Genomic DNA, 16341 nt, shown 5'->3' on the forward strand with positions numbered 1-16341 from the left:
GTGGTCATGGCGAATTTGGAAAATCTTCTCGCAGTTTTAAGTAGACCAATTTCGATTACTGCCAAAAAGAATAAGACTGCGGTGAAGATTGATTACAAAGTTATCGCGGATTTGCCTGAAAGTTAGGGCTAATTCACCAGCCACTATTTACATAGCCAAGACGTACGCCGTATTTTTTTCCTTTTTTCGGTTTCGTAGCTGTAGATGTTGGGGGTGACGGGGTACTGGTTCCCATTTTCTCATGGTGTGTGTTCCTCCTGAAATGTGTAAAAAGTTGTTTCAGTTCACGAACTGGTGTTCGTAACAACCGTAAAAATAAAAGGACTATTAACGATAAGATCGTTTGTGGTCCTTTTTACGATTGTGTTTTGATATCGTGATTGTGGATGCACTTGTGTGATTCGTAAAATCTTCATCGTCAGTAAGAATGATTAAGCCGTTGGCCTCGGCGCATTTCATGATGAGATCATCGTTGAAATCTTGGGCGGAGTAATTGGTAATCGAATCATTTAACATTCCTGGTGAGATGCTGATAACGGTGCATCTGGGAATAATTTCAGTTTTCACAATGTCGATAGCTAGTTGGTAGTTATTGCGAAAATCCTGAGTACGACGATAAACTTTCTTGTACGGGCAAGTATCCTCATCACGATTAACTCTTTTTCGATAGGCTCGCCAAGCCGCTCTTGTCATAACGTTGACGAACTCTTGGATAATTAACGGTGAGGTGTATAGGTGTGCCCCAGCAGGAATAATCTTATTATACAAAAGATCAGCATATCCCGGATCTTGATTTGAAATCTGAACTGAGTGGATGAATGTCCAAACATTTGTATCTACCAGAATATGACTTTTATCACTAAACGGAAAAGTTGAGGCAAGGTACCTTCGTCCCGCCATAATTACATCTCCTCGTCAATTTCATCGTTTGATAGTCTCGTTCTAGCATTTTCCATCACAAGTTGTACTTTTTGTCTCTGCAAGTTGGTTAGTGTTTGACCATCGATTTTAATAAACTTATTCAGTGTGTCTCGGTCTTGATTAGCATACAAATCGCCTATTGCAGCGTTTAAGAATGCAGTTGTTACTGTTTGCAGACCGGAAAAATCAACATGCATCAGGTGCTTTTGCTTGATTGAAGACTCAAGTATGGAGAAAACGTTACTACCATCTTCGGGGGAGACAGCAAGGTTTGATTGTATCACGTCTTTAACAATCAGTGTTTTTTCATCCATTGTCATACCTCCTAAAAAAATATATCATCATTGTTAATTGTAGCATCTTCGCTTTGTGAAGGCATATAACTCGGTATTTTGTCCAAGAAAAAATTCAAATGAATAATGGTACCGCCAAATTTTGATGTTAATGGTATGTGTCTATGACCACCTAAAAGAGCTTGTTTCCACAGTCCCTCGTTTGACAAGATGGTAACCTCACCATAATTGATCATCGACTGCTTTATAGAATATAAACCAACACCACCGGCCACTTTATCAGGCTTTGTGGAATTTCCTTTTCCGGTCGCCCATTCAATGACATCGCAATCTGTTAAAGCTGCTAGGTTGGGTAGCAGATTGCGGATATTGAAGGGAATCGATTTTCCTTTATCAACAATACAGAACCGCAGATTATTATTTCTTGGATAGAATTGACCGCACATAAAAACGCGATTGCTACCTGAATGTTCGTTAACGTTTCTTGTGAACTCATAAATTGCAGAGTTTATTGTTTCTATTCCAAAAAGTGAGTTGTTATAGCTGCGTGGCCAATGCTCGTTGTTAAATACAAATTCGTCCAGGTAGGCTTTAATAGCATACTCATTTTGACTATAGCCGTTAAATATTGGAATTGTGGTGTTATAGGTGTCAGTTGTTTCTGATGGAATGCCAACTGATTTTAGAAACCCATTTTTGGAAAAGGCTTCCTTAATTTTATCACTCATTCCGCTGGAGTATACACGTGCCTCCATCTCCGTGTGCGAAAAATCAAGATGAACAGAATCACCAGCATCCAAACTTGGGATGTCTAATACCCGAATCAAGTTTGCAATTTTTGGGGCAAGATTATCAACTTTTTCTGGAATCACAATGTGGTAGTTCAAATGGACACCTCACAAATTTAGTATTCCCCGTGCAGGAGTCGAACCTGCGAACTGGTCGGGGATATTTGGTTTACAGACCGAGAAGTTCCTTCTTCTTGGCCTCGAACTCGGCCTCGGTGATGATGCTACTTGTCAGCTTTAACAACATCGTCACCAGCGAGAATAGTCTCAAACCAGCTTGGCGCAGCAGAAACATCACTCGTGCGAAATCCTTCGAAAATTCCGCGATGATCATCAGTTGCGTTCTTGATGTACATGCCATACAGATAGTAACAGGTTGATTTGCTGAACAAGTCCAGTGCGTCATCCTGGTAAATATAATTAGGCTTGTACCCCGCATTGGCTAATGCGGATTTATCATAATAAACACTCATTACCGGGGAAGGGCCAACTTCATCCTTGATGTACCCGCCAACCACGAGAACCCCTTTGGAAGCCATTGGACTCTTTGAAGCATACGCAATCACGTTTATGGCGTCTTTAAGCACTTTTTCTTGAATCAGCTTGGTGTCAGTCAATTTGCTGGCAACAGACTTTTTCATTACGACAGTGAGAACGCCATTGTACTTGGTAACCCCAGTGACATCACTATCAACCTTGTGCAATTTCTTACCAAATGCAACTGTTGACGTTGCGGCTTTGGCGTCCGCTGACTTTTTAGCGGACGCTTCAGCCTTACGCTTGCTTTCGGCTAATGCCTTCTTTTTAGCGTTAGCTTTTTTGGTTGCGGCTACTTTCTTTGATTCAGATGTGGCAACAACCTTTTTATGTTTTGACTCTGAGGATGCCTTAGCAGCTTTTTTCTTAGATTCTGCTAACCTTTTACTGCTAGCGGCCGCTTTCTGCTTAGTGGTTTTATTCTTTGCAGTTTTGGCGGTGCGAGTATTGTCGTTGTCATCCGCAAGGTATTTATCCGGTAGGAATTGCGCGGCTACAAGAATTAGCAAGGCAACGACCAGTAGAATGATTCCTGGTTTTTTGTGCCGCTTTTTTATTAGCGCGTAGATTAACCAAATTATTCCAGCAAAGAATGAACCATACATACCGATCCACATCAAAAAGACGAGAAAGTCCATATTAATTTACCCCCAATTACCCATCCCAAATTCCTCTTACTATTTAAAGCCCGTACTGCATCTGAATATCTTCCAGTTTGTCTGGCAATCGCCCAAACTCTTCTTCGTAAAGTTGTGTCAGAAGAGTGAGTGCAAAACGGTCTGCCTCGTCTTCTGACTTGCTGTGGCCACGGTCTGCCATTTTATAGTAGGCTGCCACACCATTTTGTAGAAGTGCGTGCCCGAGTTCGTGCGCCAAAACTCTAGTCTTGATGGGACTGTGCCTGATGCTTGATGCCAGGTAGATTACTGACTCTCCAAAAGGGGAGTAGTTAGTACGTCCCAGCTTGTCGTCTTTAAGCGCATCGGTCCATTCCACACATATATTAAGCCGTTCGACGAGCGCCCACGGTTCAGAAGTTTTGTAGCGTCTATTCATGAAATAGGCCATGTTTTCCGGTGTGACTGGATTGTTTAGCATTACTTGTCATCACCGTTTTTTCGCATGTACTTGGTATCCGGCATAGGCATGCGGTCCAGTTCGAGTCTGTCCCAAAAGATTTGAGTCATGCTCATTTTGAGCTTGGCCTTTTCATCCTCAGTGAGATCAGTACCGCCGAAGGAAAAACCGTCCATAGCGTCCGGGTCATCGAGCCAGTCTTTAAGGTCGGTGACCTGTTTCTCCGTTGCCCATGCAGGGGTTTTGTTGATGCCCAGAAGATAGTCCGTGGTCACTTCATAGATACTTGCTAATTTCGCAAGTTCTTCGCTTGAGACCTTGCGCGCACCGCTCTCGATTTTACTGATAATTGAACCATCGACCTGCATACGACGAGCAAGTTCAGCCTGGCTCATGTTTTTGGATTCGCGCAGATCTATCAGACGTGATTGTAGTGTAGCCATTTGTGTACCTCCTATGCGATTTACGCATACAGAATAGCATCAATTCATGTGATTTTCGAAACACGTGCGAAATTCGAACAAATAATTCTTAATCATGCGATTACCGCACGGCACTATAGGTGCATAGAAAAAAAGGGAGATGAACATGAAGTCAGAAATCGACCTGAGCTTCATTAAGCATCACCGTCAGAGCTAAGTTATACAACTACTGAAATGGTCTAGGCTCTTGGATAAAACATGCAGGGAAAGTAGCTGTCGTTGTTAACAAAAGTCGGCATTCGCAATCACATTGGGACGGCGGATGCCTGATTTTCGTGTATGTTGGATTCTGACAAGTTTGGGTTAGTAATTGACGAATACACGGTACAAAAGGAACCTGTACTGTGTAGGATTACGGAGTGTTATTCAGCCGGCGCACACGCGGAATACTTCCTCTTGACTCTGCGGTGTGTAGTCGGCATTGATTCTATTCGCACAGAAAAGTGTCCGAGCTTTATGCATGAAATTGACAGCGGGTGAGTTTGACGTGATGTCCTGATTGCTAAAAGATGCTGAAGTATGTGCTGGAAGAATTTTCGCCTCAAGCAGGATATCCATTAATGAAAAACGATGCTACATAGGCTGATTGAAATGATTGTGGTAGTAATAAGTTCCGAGTTCAGGGACTGCTATATTTTTTTTCTTGGCGAGATTGACGTAGTTTTGAAACGCATCGTCTGCAACGATTTCCGAAATTCTTAGTGCTTCCTCGGTGAAGGGGGCCGCGTTTTCTAGTTTTGCAATTCGAGTTTGCAGATCTGACAGAGTTATACCAATGGGGTTTCGATTGGTTTTGACGTCGGATGGCTTGTAAATAACGTGCTCTTTAAGAAATGGCGAATAGTCAGGATCTAAAAGCTTCGTTTGTTCAGATGTAATTCTATTGAGTAACTGATTGTAGAATTGATTTAGTAAATTTGTGTCGAGGTCATTGGGATAAAACAGAATTTGTTGCATTTGAAAATCTGAAAGGAACTCTCGATCATCATTTGATTGAATGAGTATGAAAGGTTTATCGGCAGCAGCGCGAAGGCCTAATTCCAGGGTAACGTTAGGGTTTTTCTCGGTCATATCCACAATAATGATATCGCACTCATTGATGCCTTCTAGTATTTTGTTCAAGATGTCGTTACTACCACTAAATTCACTTACTAAAATTGGTCGCGGATAACCCTGAGCTACAAGAAAACTTGAAATACGTTTTCGAATCGTTTCAAAAAATACCCCGTCGTGATGGTTCATTGCAGAAATGGGTGCAATGAACCCAAACTTCGAGTTGGTTTGTTTATCCATAAAAATGTCCTTTCAAGAGGCGAACTTCGGATTTATTATAATTGATTCATGGTTGGTACGTGAATAATACTCGCTCAAATATTTCAAATTTCTCAAACCATGTCGCTGATCGTGATAATTCAGAATTTCGTTCAAAATGAGAAACTCCTCCGCCCTGAAGCCATTTATGGTAAACTGTTACTAGCAAAATACAGAGGAGTTTATTATTCATGGCCAAATACAACCGTATCGTTCTTAAAGTTAGTGGTGAAGCTCTTGCTGGTGAAACGGGCTTCGGCATCCAGCCCCCAGTCATTGCGGAAGTCGCTAAGCAGATCAAGGAAGTGCATGACCTGGGCATTCAGGTTGCCATCGTTTGTGGTGGTGGGAACATCTGGCGTGGTGAAACCGGTGCGCAGATGGGCATGGAACGTGCTCAGGCTGACTACATGGGGATGCTCGCGACCGTGATGAACGCCCTGGCACTGCAGGATAATCTGGAAAGCATGGACGTCCCAACTCGTGTGCAGACGTCTATCGAAATGCGGCAGATTGCTGAACCATACATTCGTCGGAAGGCAGTACGGCACCTCGAAAAGGGCCGCGTCGTGATTTTCGCTGCTGGTACTGGTAACCCATACTTCAGTACTGACACGACAGCGGCACTGCGCGCTGCTGAAATCAACGCCGATGCCATTCTGATGGCAAAGAACGGGGTTGACGGGGTTTACTCCGCTGATCCAGCCAAGGATGCTTCTGCAGTTAAGTTTGACACCTTGAGCCACATGGACGTCATCACCAAGGGCCTGCAGATTATGGACACAACTGCCAGCAGCTTGTCCATGGATAACGATATTCCACTGGTTGTCTTTAACCTTAACGAACCTTCCAACATCAAGCGTGTTGTGATGGGTGAAAAGGTCGGGACCACGATTGAAGGGAGAAACTAATCATGGCTAACGAAGCAATTGAACGCGCTAAGGAGAACATGAAGAAAACCGAGGGCGTGCTTGAACACGACCTCGGCACAATTCGTGCCGGCCGGGCTAACGCTGGGCTTCTGGCGAACATCATGGTGGATTACTACGGGGCACCAACACCCCTCAACCAGATGTCTGCCATCACTATTCCAGAACCACGTGTGCTGATGGTCACACCTTACGACAAGTCCAGTCTGAAGGAAATCGAGAATGCCTTGCTCGTCTCTGACTTGGGGATTAACCCAGCCAACGACGGCTCCGCGATTCGTCTGGTTATCCCGCAGCTGACGACCGACCGCCGTAAGGAATTGGCCAAGGAAGTTGGCAAATTCGCTGAAAGCGCAAAGATTGCCGTCCGCAACGTCCGTCGTGACGCCATGGATGACCTCAAGCGCCAGCAGAAGAATGGTGACATCACTGAAGACGACTTGCACCGCCTTGAAAAAGATGTGCAGAAGGTGACCGATAACGCCACCGCTGACATCGACAAGATTGCGGCCAACAAGGAAAAGGAAATCACCGAAGGCTAATCGATGCCTCACAGAAAAGTCGCTGGCGCGTGCTCGTCGGCGGCTTTTTTCATTAGCGGTAATACGAAAGCGACTGTTTGTCGCCTTGAGCTTTTGCTAAGCGCCATAATCTGCTAAACTCGTATGGTAATAATAACCACATCTGGAGGCGTCTTGTGCTGAACGGAAAACAAAAAGATATTGAGCTGGATCCCGCGCGGGTTCCGCGGCACGTGGCCATCATCATGGATGGCAATGGCCGCTGGGCAAAGAAGCGGATGTTGCCGCGCATTGCTGGTCACAAGCAGGGGATGGACAATGTGCGCACGATTACGCGCGCAGCGTCGGACCTCGGGGTTAAGGTGCTCACCTTGTACGCGTTCTCGACGGAGAACTGGAAGCGTCCTGAGGGTGAGGTTTCCTACCTGATGAGCCTGCCCGTCACCTTCTTTAACAAGTTTGTGCCTGAACTCATCGAGCAGAACGTGAAGGTCATGATTATGGGCGACACGAGCATGCTGCCAGCGTCCACGCAAAAGGCATGCGCTGACGCTGTGGCGGATACTGCCAATAATACCGGGATGGTCCTGAATTTTGCCCTCAACTACGGTGGTCGGGATGAACTTGTCCGCGCCGCCCAGAAGCTGGTGCAGCGAGCCAATGATGGCGACCTGCAGGCGGCAGACGTTCAGGCGAGCGACATTGATGCTGCGCTGATGACGGCACCGCTTGGTGAACTCGCGGACCCAGACCTGCTCATTCGTACTAGTGGTGAGGAGCGCATCTCGAATTTCCTTTTGTGGCAGATCGCTTATTCTGAGCTGGTTTTCACCGACCGACTCTGGCCTGACTTTAGCCCGGACGACCTCAAGGCGGCCTTTGCCGATTTTGCGGGACGCGACCGGCGCTTTGGCGGAATTAAAAAATAAGGAGTACTTAATCAATGAAGCAACGTGTTATAACGGCGGTGGTTGCACTCGCCATCTTCATTCCCATTCTAATTGCGGGTGGGTTCTGGATTGACCTGGCGGCGGCGGTATTGGCGCTGATTGCTATGAGCGAAATCTTCATCATGCGTAAGAAGATTATTGTGTCCGCAGAAGCTTTGGTCGGCGGACTGGGTGTGCTGGCGGTAACACTGCCAGATGCCGCCCTGAACTGGCTGCCAAGCGGCTTTGGCCGGACGGACCTCTTGGGCGTGATTATTGCGCTTTTGCTGATTCTGACGGTGACCAGCAAGAACAAGACCAGTTACGATGACATCGGGGTGACCGCGCTGTCCATCATCTACATTGGGACCGGTTTCCACTACCTGGCCGCCATCCGTAACGTTAAGGGCCTAGAAATGTTGATGTTCGCGCTGCTGATTGTGTGGCTTACAGATTCCGGTGCTTACATGTTTGGCCGCGCCTTCGGGAAGCACAAACTCTGGCCTGCTATCAGTCCCAACAAGACCTGGGAAGGTTCAATCGGTGGGGTTGTGGTTGCCATGATTTTTGCTGCAATCTACATCCAGTTCTTTGACCTCGGGCACGGCATGGTCACCATGCTTTTGATTGCACTCCTGCTGTCCGTTTGGGGGCAAATGGGGGACCTCGCCGAATCCGCGCTTAAGCGCTACTACGGCGTTAAGGACTCTGGTAAAATTCTGCCGGGTCACGGTGGCATCTTGGACCGCTTCGACAGCCTGCTGTTCGTGCTGCCAATGATTCACTGGCTCGGCCTTGTCTAAACAAGCGACGGGAGGTTTGCGATGAGCACCTTTATCTGGTTTCTGATTATCTTCGGGACGATTGTCATTGTGCACGAGTTTGGTCACTTCTTCTTTGCACGTAAAAGTGGCATTCTCGTCCGCGAATTCTCAGTCGGCATGGGTCCTAAACTATACAGTAAACGCAGTGGTAGCACTGCTTACACGGTACGCATGCTACCACTTGGTGGTTATGTGCGCATGGCCGGCTGGCAAGACGAAGAAGCTGACTTGCGCCCTGGGATGCAGGTGAGCCTGATTACGGGTGCCAATGGCAAAATTAGCCGCATCAACACCTCAGACAAACTGATGCTCGAAGGTGGTGTGCCCGTGCAAGTTAGTGCCAGTGACCTCATCGACAAGCTCACAATCAGTGGTTACGCAAACGGCGATGAGTCGCAGCTGCTCACTTGGGACGTGGATCACGATGCCACCGTCATTGAAAAAGACGGCACCGAGGTCCAAATTGCGCCGCGGGACGTTCAGTTCCAGAGTGTTTCCATCTGGCGGCGAATTCTCGTGAATTTTGCCGGACCGATGAACAATTTCATTCTGGCATTTATTGCGTTCTTTGTGTTGGCGCTCACCATGGGCGTGCCTTCGACTGGCAACCAGATCGGAACTGTGTCGAGCAACTCACCAGCTGCTCGGGCGGGTTTGCAGGCTAATGATCGCATCGTCGCGGTTGATGGTAAGCAGACTGGCAGTTTTCAGGCGGTTGCCACGCAGATTGGTAAGCATAAGCAGCAAAGTATCAAGTTGTCTGTGCGGCGCGGTGGCAAGGCCATGACGCTCACCGTGAAGCCGAAGAAGGGGCTCATTGGCATTAGTAGCGCTATTGACCGGAACATAGGCACGGCGCTCAAGTACTCCGTAACGGAGCCTTGGCAGCTGACGCGTCAGATTCTCGGCGCATTGCGCTCACTCGTGACCGGCGGCTTCTCGCTGAACAAATTAGCAGGACCGGTCGGCATCTACACGATGACCAGCCAGGCCGCTAGCGGCGGCCTTTACACCATCATTTGGTTTATGGCCTCGCTGTCCATTAACCTGGGAATTATGAATCTATTGCCAATTCCGATGCTTGATGGTGGTAAAATCGTACTGAACATCATTGAAATGATTCGCAGAAAGCCATTGCCGCCTGAAAAGGAGGGCATGGTGACCCTAGTCGGTGCAGCCCTCGTATTTGCACTGATGATTGCGGTGACCATCAACGACATCCTGCGCATATTCTAACTATTAGTTGAGGGGAAATATTCTATTATGAAGCAAAGTCGTGTTTTGATTCCAACTACGAAGGAAGTGCCTAGCGGTGCTGAAGCCAAGTCCCACCAGCTAATGCTGCGTGCCGGCTATATCAACCAAGTGGCGGCCGGGGTTTACGCTTACCTGCCACTGGCTGAACGGGTGCTCGAAAACATCGAAAAAATTGTCGATGAGGAAATGAGCAAAATTGACGCGGTAAAGATGCGCCAGCCTGCACTTTTGCCTGCTGAGCTCTGGGAGCGGTCTGGTCGTTATAGCACATACGGACCAAACCTGTACAAGCTCAAGGATCGTCATGAACGTGACCTAATCTTGGGACCGACGCACGAGGAAACCTTTACGGAACTCGTGGCTAACCAGCTAACAAGTTACAAGCGGATGCCGATGGTGCTTTACCAAATTCAGACCAAGTTCCGCGACGAAGATCGTCCGCGTTACGGTCTGCTTCGCGGTCGTGAGTTCATCATGCAGGATGCTTATTCCTTCACGGCGAACGAAGAAGACCTCGACGCTATTTACAAGGAAATGGGCCAGGCCTACCGGAACATTTTTGACCGAGTTGGCTTGAACTACCGCGCGATTATCGGCGACGGTGGCGCCATGGGTGGTAAGGACTCCACTGAATTCTCCGCCATTGCGCCAATCGGTGAAGACACCATCGTTTACTCCGATGGCAGTGATTACGCCGCCAACCTCGAAATGGCCACCACGCTGACAACGCCGCAGACCAGCGACGAGAAGCCTGGCGAGCTGAAGTTGGTTGATACTGGCGATGCCAAAACAGTCGACGAAGTTGCCGCTAAGCTCGGTGTTGACAGCGACCGGATTATTAAGGCCGTGCTCTTCATTGCGGACGAGCAGCCAGTGCTGGCGCTTGTGCGCGGGAATTTTGAAGTCAACGACGTTAAGCTGAAGAACCTGCTGGGCGCGGACTTCCTCGACATGGCGACAAACGACCAGGTACAGCAGTACTTGCACGTGCATCCTGGTAACGTCGGTCCAGTTAAGGTTGATGACGACGTGCGCGTCATCGCCGATAACAGTGTCATGGATATGGTTAATGCGTTTGCTGGTGCGAACGAAGACGGCAAGCACTTGGCCAACGTTAACCCAGGTCGTGACTTCACACCGGAAACCGTCGCCGACATCCGCTTCGTGCTCGAGGGCGAACCTTCGCCAGACGGTAAGGGCAGTCTCCACTTCACGCGTGGTATTGAAATTGGACACATTTTCAAGTTGGGGACACGTTACTCCAAGGTTCTTGGTGCCAACTTCCTGGACGAAAACGGGCGCAACCAGCCAATTATCATGGGTTCATACGGTATTGGGGTGTCACGTCTACTCTCTGCCATCGTGGAACAGACTGCCGACGACAACGGCATGGTTTGGCCACGGGACATTGCGCCATTTGACATTCACGTGGTACCAATCAACACTAAGAAGGCCGAACAAGTTCAGTTGGCGGACCAAGTCACCAAGGAATTGGAAGAAGCTGGTTACAGTGTCCTCTTGGATGACCGTAAGGAACGTCCTGGGGTCAAGTTCGCGGATTCTGACCTCATTGGTTTGCCTGTGCGGGTCACCGTTGGTAAGAAGGCCGGCGAAGGCATCGTTGAAGTTAAACTGCGTTCGAACGACGAAGGCATTGAAGTTAAGGTTGAAGAACTCATTAACTCAATCAAGATTCTGCTCGGTGACGCTGAAAACTAAGCACGACTTAATTGCTTGAAATGTAAAGAAAGACGGGGTTGGCCCGGGTGCCTGCTCCGTCTTTCTTTTGATAAGAGGTGGCTGTGGGGTGTAGATACATCGCAGTCGCGCGTGAAAAGGCAGGACCCGGTTCTGAACGCCTTTTTGCGCAGCCTCCAGAAAGGAGTCCCATGCTCAGTAAAGAGGAAATGTTTAGCAAACTGGTCGAACAAATTCAGCTCGACCAGGGCATCCTGAACGCACCCGCGTTCAAGGGTGCCACGGTTGATGGCGTGACGGTGCACACCCAATCGCACCGTTATGACTTCCAGATTACCTTTGCCGAAATTCTGCCTTACGCCATTTTCAATCAGTTTGAGAGTGCGCTTGCCAGTGCTTTTAGTGCCATCGCGCAGACGAGTTTGCACGTGCGGACCCGCAGCAGTGAGTATGATGTGGGATTGGTGCGCGGCTATTGGGATTACGTGGTGAGTCACGCGCAGTTGCAGTCGGCAATCGTCGCGCAACAGTGTGAGTCCATGGTGCCCGAATTGCGCGAACGCACCGTAATTTTGCCTGTGGAAAACGAACCGATGCGGCAATTTGTTGCGGATGGCCCGCAGCAGGCACTGGAGAATGAATTCCGCGACCTGGGCTTTGGCGGGCTCACCATCCGGCCGGAAGTCGATAAGGCTGCCGAGGCCGCAAACTTGAGTGAATTCCAAAGCAAGCGGGCTGAAGAGACCGCAGCGATGGCGGAACGTGCCGCAAGTGTCATTCAAAAGGCAAGTGAGGACCGCGCCAAGGCAGCCGAATCACCCGCAATTTTGCTGGGCCGCGACATCAAACCCGGCGAAGACGTTCAGCAGATGGTCACGATCAACCAGGAAGAACGCAGTGTCCTGATTGAAGGTTACGTATTCGACGTCGAGGTTCGGGAACTGCGCAGCAAGCGCAAGCTGATGACTGTCAAAATTACCGACTACACCAGCTCTTTCCTCGTGAAGAAGTTCAGTAACAACAAGGAAGAAGAAGCCGTCTTCGATGAGATTCAGAAAGGCATGTGGCTGAAGGTGCGCGGCAGTGTGCAGGAAGACTCCTATTCCCGCGAACTGACGGTGAACGCGCGCGATTTGATGCAGGTGAAGCATCAGGAGCGTCAGGATACCGCTGAGGGTGAAAAACGCATTGAGCTCCACCTGCACACCAACATGAGTCAGATGGACGGGATGCCACCAATTAGCGACTACGTGAAGCGCGCTGCCAGTTGGGGTCATCCGGCTATCGCCGTGACGGACCACGCGAACTTGCAGGCCTATCCTGAAGCGTACAGCTCTGCCAAGAAGAACGGCATCAAGATGCTGTACGGCGTCGAGGTGAACTTGGTGGATGACGGCACGCCGGTTGCGTACCGTAATGACCAGCCACTGTCACTCGCGGATCAGACCTACGTTGTGTTTGACGTGGAAACCACGGGACTGTCCGCGGTTTACGATAAGGTCATCGAACTGGCCGCGGTCAAAATGCAGGACGGCAACGTCATCGATTCTTTTGAAGAAATGATTAATCCTGGCTTTGCACTGTCCGACTTCACGATGAATTTGACCCACATTACCAACGAGATGGTGCAAAAGGGTGGCACCGAAGCGGAAGTCTTCGGCAAGTTTGCTAAGTTTACTGAGGGCACCATCATGGTTGGGCACAACGTTACTTTTGACGTGGGCTTCCTGACGGCGGCTTACCGGCGCTTGGAGATGCAGCCAATTACGCAGCCGGTCATTGATACCTTGGAACTGTCGCGCACGCTGCACCCGGAAAACAAGAACCACAAGTTGGATACCCTGACCAAGAAATACAACATTGTCTTGGAAAACCACCACCGTGCGAACGCTGATGCCGAGGCAACTGGGTACCTGATGTACGCGCTGTTTAAAGAAGCCGGCGAAATGTACGGCTGGGATAAGCTGAACCAGTTGAACGACCGCGTGGGTGCGGGCGACGCGTACAAGAACGCACGGCCAACACACGCCATCGTGATGGCCAAGACCCAGGCGGGACTCAAGAATTTATTCAAGCTCGTGTCTGAATCAATGACGCAGACCTTTTACCGGGTGCCGCGGGTGCCGCGCAGTCGCCTGAACCATTATCGCGAGGGTTTGATTGTCGGCTCTGGCTGCGAGAAGGGCGAAGTTTTCACCGCGGTCATGCAAAAAGGGGTCGATGAAGCCCGCGAGCTGGCGAAGTACTACGACTACCTGGAAGTGCAGCCGCTACCGAACTACCGGCAGTTACTGGAAGGCCAGATGGTTTCCGGTCCGGCGCACCTCAAAGACATTATCGGCAAAATCATCAAGCTCGGCGACGAACTCGGTAAGCCGGTGGTCGCAACGGGGGATGCCCATTACCTGGACGACCACGATGCGATTTACCGCAAAATTCTGATTAACAGCCAAGGTGGGGCGAACATGCTCAACCGCTACGAACTGCCTGATGTTCACTTTCGCAGTACCGATGAAATGCTCAGCGAGTTCTCTTGGCTTGGCGAGGAGAAGGCACGCGAAATTGTCATCACCAACACGCACACCGTGGCTGATTGGATTCAAGATGACATCACGCCAGTTAAGGATAAGCTCTATACCCCTGAAATTCCGGGGGTTAACGAAAACTTCGAACGTGACGTTATGCGCACCGCCCACGAATGGTACGGTGAGGAATTACCCGAAATCGTGGCCGCACGGGTTAAGAAGGAACTCAAGAGCATCATCGGCAATGGGTTTGCGGTCATTTACAACATCGCCCAGCAGCTGGTACTCAAGTCCAACAAGGACGGGTACCTGGTTGGTTCCCGTGGGTCTGTTGGTTCTAGTTTAGCAGCGACACTGTCGGGAATTACTGAAGTTAATCCTCTGCCGCCGCATTACCGCTGCCCGCAGTGTCAGTACAGTGAGTTCTACACGAAGGGTGAATACGGGTCTGGCTTTGACTTACCTGATAAGGATTGCCCGAAGTGCGGCACCGAACTGATCAAAGATGGCCACGATATTCCGTTCGAAACCTTCCTGGGTTTCCACGGGGACAAGGTGCCTGATATTGACCTGAACTTCTCTGGGGACTACCAGCCCGTTGCGCACAACTACATCAAAATCATGTTCGGGGAGGATCACGCGTTCCGTGCCGGGACTATCGGCACCGTTGCCGACAAGACAGCTTATGGTTACGTGAAGGCTTACGAACGTGACAATGGCCTGATGCTGCGTGGGGCGGAAATTGACCGCCTTGCTTCCGGTGCAACTGGTGTTAAGCGCACGACTGGGCAACACCCAGCTGGGATTCTGATTGTGCCGGGCAACATGGATATTTACGACTTTACGCCTATCCAGTACCCTGCCGATGACCAAGGCGCTGCCTGGTTGACCACGCATTTTGATTTCCACTCCATCCATGACAACATTCTGAAGATGGATGTCTTGGGTCATGATGACCCGACGATGATCCGCATGCTGCAGGATTTGTCCGGTGTGGAGCCAAAATCCATTCCAACTGATGACCCAGGTGTCATGCAACTGTTCTCCGGTACCGAGTCGCTCGGCGTGACGCCGGAGCAGATTAACTCGAAGACCGGGACGCTCGGCGTGCCGGAATTCGGGACGCGTTTTGTACGCGGAATGCTCGAAGAGACCAAGCCGGGTACCTTCGCCGAATTGCTACAGATTTCTGGATTGTCCCACGGGACGGACGTGTGGCTGGGCAATGCTGAAGAACTGGTGAGTCAAGGCGTCATCTCCCTGAAGGACGTTATTGGTTGTCGTGATAACATCATGATGGACCTCATCCACTGGGGAATGGACGACTCCATGGCCTTCAATATCATGGAGCACGTGCGTAAGGGACGCGGGATCCCGGACGACTGGCAACAGGCGATGCGGGATAACCCGAACGTGCCGGACTGGTACATCGATTCCTGCCTCAAAATTAAGTACATGTTCCCAAAGGCCCACGCGACCGCGTACGTGATGATGGCGCTGCGCATTGCTTGGTTCAAGGTGTACTACCCCATGGTTTACTACGCAGCATACTTCTCCGTGCGGGCTGAAGACTTTGACCTCGTGGCGATGAGCCGCGGTAAGGACGCCGTTAAGGCGGCCATCAAAGAAATCAGTGACAAGGGGAACGAGGCCAGTGCTAAAGAAAAAGGCCTGCAGACGATTCTCGAAATCGCTAACGAATGCCTGGAGCGTGGTTACACCATCCAGATGGTGGACATTGAGAAGAGCGACAGTCACGACTTCCTCATTGTTGATGACCACACCTTGCTGGCGCCATTCCGCGCGATTCCGGGTTTGGGCGAAAATGTGGCCAAGCAGATTGTTTCCGCACGTGAAGAAAAGCCGTTTCTTTCTAAGGAAGACTTGCAGAACCGCGGGAAGGTCTCCAAGACCATCATCGACTACATGACCGAACAGCGTGTTCTCGACGCACTGCCAGACGAAAACCAGCTCAGCCTGTTCGACAATTTGTTCTAACCGAAAACACCTCCGCTTGCGGGGGTGTTTTTGTATTCGCTGTCCGTCAGCGTAAGTCCGCGCCCGCAAGGGTGCGACCTGCACTTTAAGCAGCTTTCACAACGCCGCAAGGCGGTGGGGTCGGCAACTCCGGTGGTGGTGCGCTTGGGCTGCGCTCCGGGAACTACGTCGGGCGGGGACTGCTTCAGCCCGCTATCGCGGTCTTCCGCTGGCGGAGTTGCCGCAAGAACGGCGTCAACTCCGCGCTCCCG

General features: G+C 49.9%; 14 protein-coding genes. 7 read left to right on the forward strand and 7 right to left on the reverse strand.

The genetic code is table 11. From position 1 onward, the window contains the following. Nucleotides 1-327: 327 nt before the first annotated feature. The 7 genes from EKM97_RS10440 to EKM97_RS10470 form a co-directional block, all read right to left on the reverse strand. Nucleotides 328-900, reverse strand: a complete 573-nt coding sequence (locus EKM97_RS10440; protein ID WP_125572350.1) for a PIN domain-containing protein — start codon at nucleotides 898-900, stop codon at nucleotides 328-330. Nucleotides 901-902: 2 nt separating this feature from the next. Next, nucleotides 903-1235, reverse strand: a complete 333-nt coding sequence (locus EKM97_RS10445) for an STAS-like domain-containing protein (protein WP_164507530.1) — start codon at nucleotides 1233-1235, stop codon at nucleotides 903-905. An 11-nt stretch (nucleotides 1236-1246) separates the two neighbouring features. Then, the gene (locus EKM97_RS10450; protein WP_125572352.1) at nucleotides 1247-2101 is read right to left on the reverse strand and encodes a hypothetical protein; all 855 of its coding nucleotides are present in this window, start codon (nucleotides 2099-2101) and stop codon (nucleotides 1247-1249) included. Between the two features lie 125 nt (nucleotides 2102-2226). After that, complete coding sequence (locus EKM97_RS10455) at nucleotides 2227-3177, reverse strand: hypothetical protein (protein ID WP_125572353.1); 951 nt, start codon at nucleotides 3175-3177, stop codon at nucleotides 2227-2229. Between the two features lie 43 nt (nucleotides 3178-3220). Continuing rightward, nucleotides 3221-3595, reverse strand: a complete 375-nt coding sequence (locus EKM97_RS10460) for an ImmA/IrrE family metallo-endopeptidase (protein ID WP_125572354.1) — start codon at nucleotides 3593-3595, stop codon at nucleotides 3221-3223. 41 nt (nucleotides 3596-3636) lie between these two features. Continuing rightward, complete coding sequence (locus EKM97_RS10465) at nucleotides 3637-4059, reverse strand: helix-turn-helix domain-containing protein (protein WP_125572355.1); 423 nt, start codon at nucleotides 4057-4059, stop codon at nucleotides 3637-3639. Between the two features lie 612 nt (nucleotides 4060-4671). After that, nucleotides 4672-5391, reverse strand: coding sequence for a hypothetical protein (locus EKM97_RS10470; protein ID WP_125572356.1), 720 nt, complete (start codon nucleotides 5389-5391; stop codon nucleotides 4672-4674). A gap of 209 nt (nucleotides 5392-5600) precedes the next feature. On the opposite strand from EKM97_RS10470, the gene pyrH reads away from it, so the two are divergent. The 7 genes from pyrH to EKM97_RS10505 all read left to right on the forward strand — a co-directional run bounded on the left by pyrH (nucleotide 5601) and on the right by EKM97_RS10505 (nucleotide 16090). Beyond that, a complete protein-coding gene (pyrH, locus tag EKM97_RS10475; RefSeq protein WP_125572357.1) occupies nucleotides 5601-6320 on the forward strand; it encodes a UMP kinase in 720 nt (239 codons plus the stop codon). A 2-nt stretch (nucleotides 6321-6322) separates the two neighbouring features. Continuing rightward, nucleotides 6323-6880 carry a ribosome recycling factor gene (gene frr / locus EKM97_RS10480; RefSeq protein ID WP_125572358.1) on the forward strand — a complete coding sequence of 186 codons (558 nt, stop codon included), beginning with the start codon at nucleotides 6323-6325 and terminating at the stop codon, nucleotides 6878-6880. 155 nt (nucleotides 6881-7035) lie between these two features. Beyond that, nucleotides 7036-7788, forward strand: a complete 753-nt coding sequence (locus tag EKM97_RS10485; protein ID WP_125572359.1) for an isoprenyl transferase — start codon at nucleotides 7036-7038, stop codon at nucleotides 7786-7788. Between the two features lie 14 nt (nucleotides 7789-7802). After that, complete coding sequence (locus tag EKM97_RS10490; RefSeq protein ID WP_125572360.1) at nucleotides 7803-8591, forward strand: phosphatidate cytidylyltransferase; 789 nt, start codon at nucleotides 7803-7805, stop codon at nucleotides 8589-8591. Nucleotides 8592-8612: 21 nt separating this feature from the next. Continuing rightward, nucleotides 8613-9848 (forward strand): RIP metalloprotease RseP, encoded by a 1236-nt coding sequence (rseP, locus tag EKM97_RS10495; protein WP_125572361.1) that lies wholly within the window; start codon nucleotides 8613-8615, stop codon nucleotides 9846-9848. A gap of 27 nt (nucleotides 9849-9875) precedes the next feature. After that, a complete protein-coding gene (locus EKM97_RS10500; protein WP_125572362.1) occupies nucleotides 9876-11588 on the forward strand; it encodes a proline--tRNA ligase in 1713 nt (570 codons plus the stop codon). Between the two features lie 170 nt (nucleotides 11589-11758). Beyond that, entirely contained in the window at nucleotides 11759-16090 is a 4332-nt protein-coding gene (locus EKM97_RS10505; RefSeq protein ID WP_225419275.1) for a PolC-type DNA polymerase III, read from the forward strand. Nucleotides 16091-16341 lie beyond the last annotated feature (251 nt).

The sequence above is a fragment of the Lacticaseibacillus songhuajiangensis genome (assembly GCF_003946025.1).
GTDB lineage: Bacteria > Bacillota > Bacilli > Lactobacillales > Lactobacillaceae > Lacticaseibacillus > Lacticaseibacillus songhuajiangensis.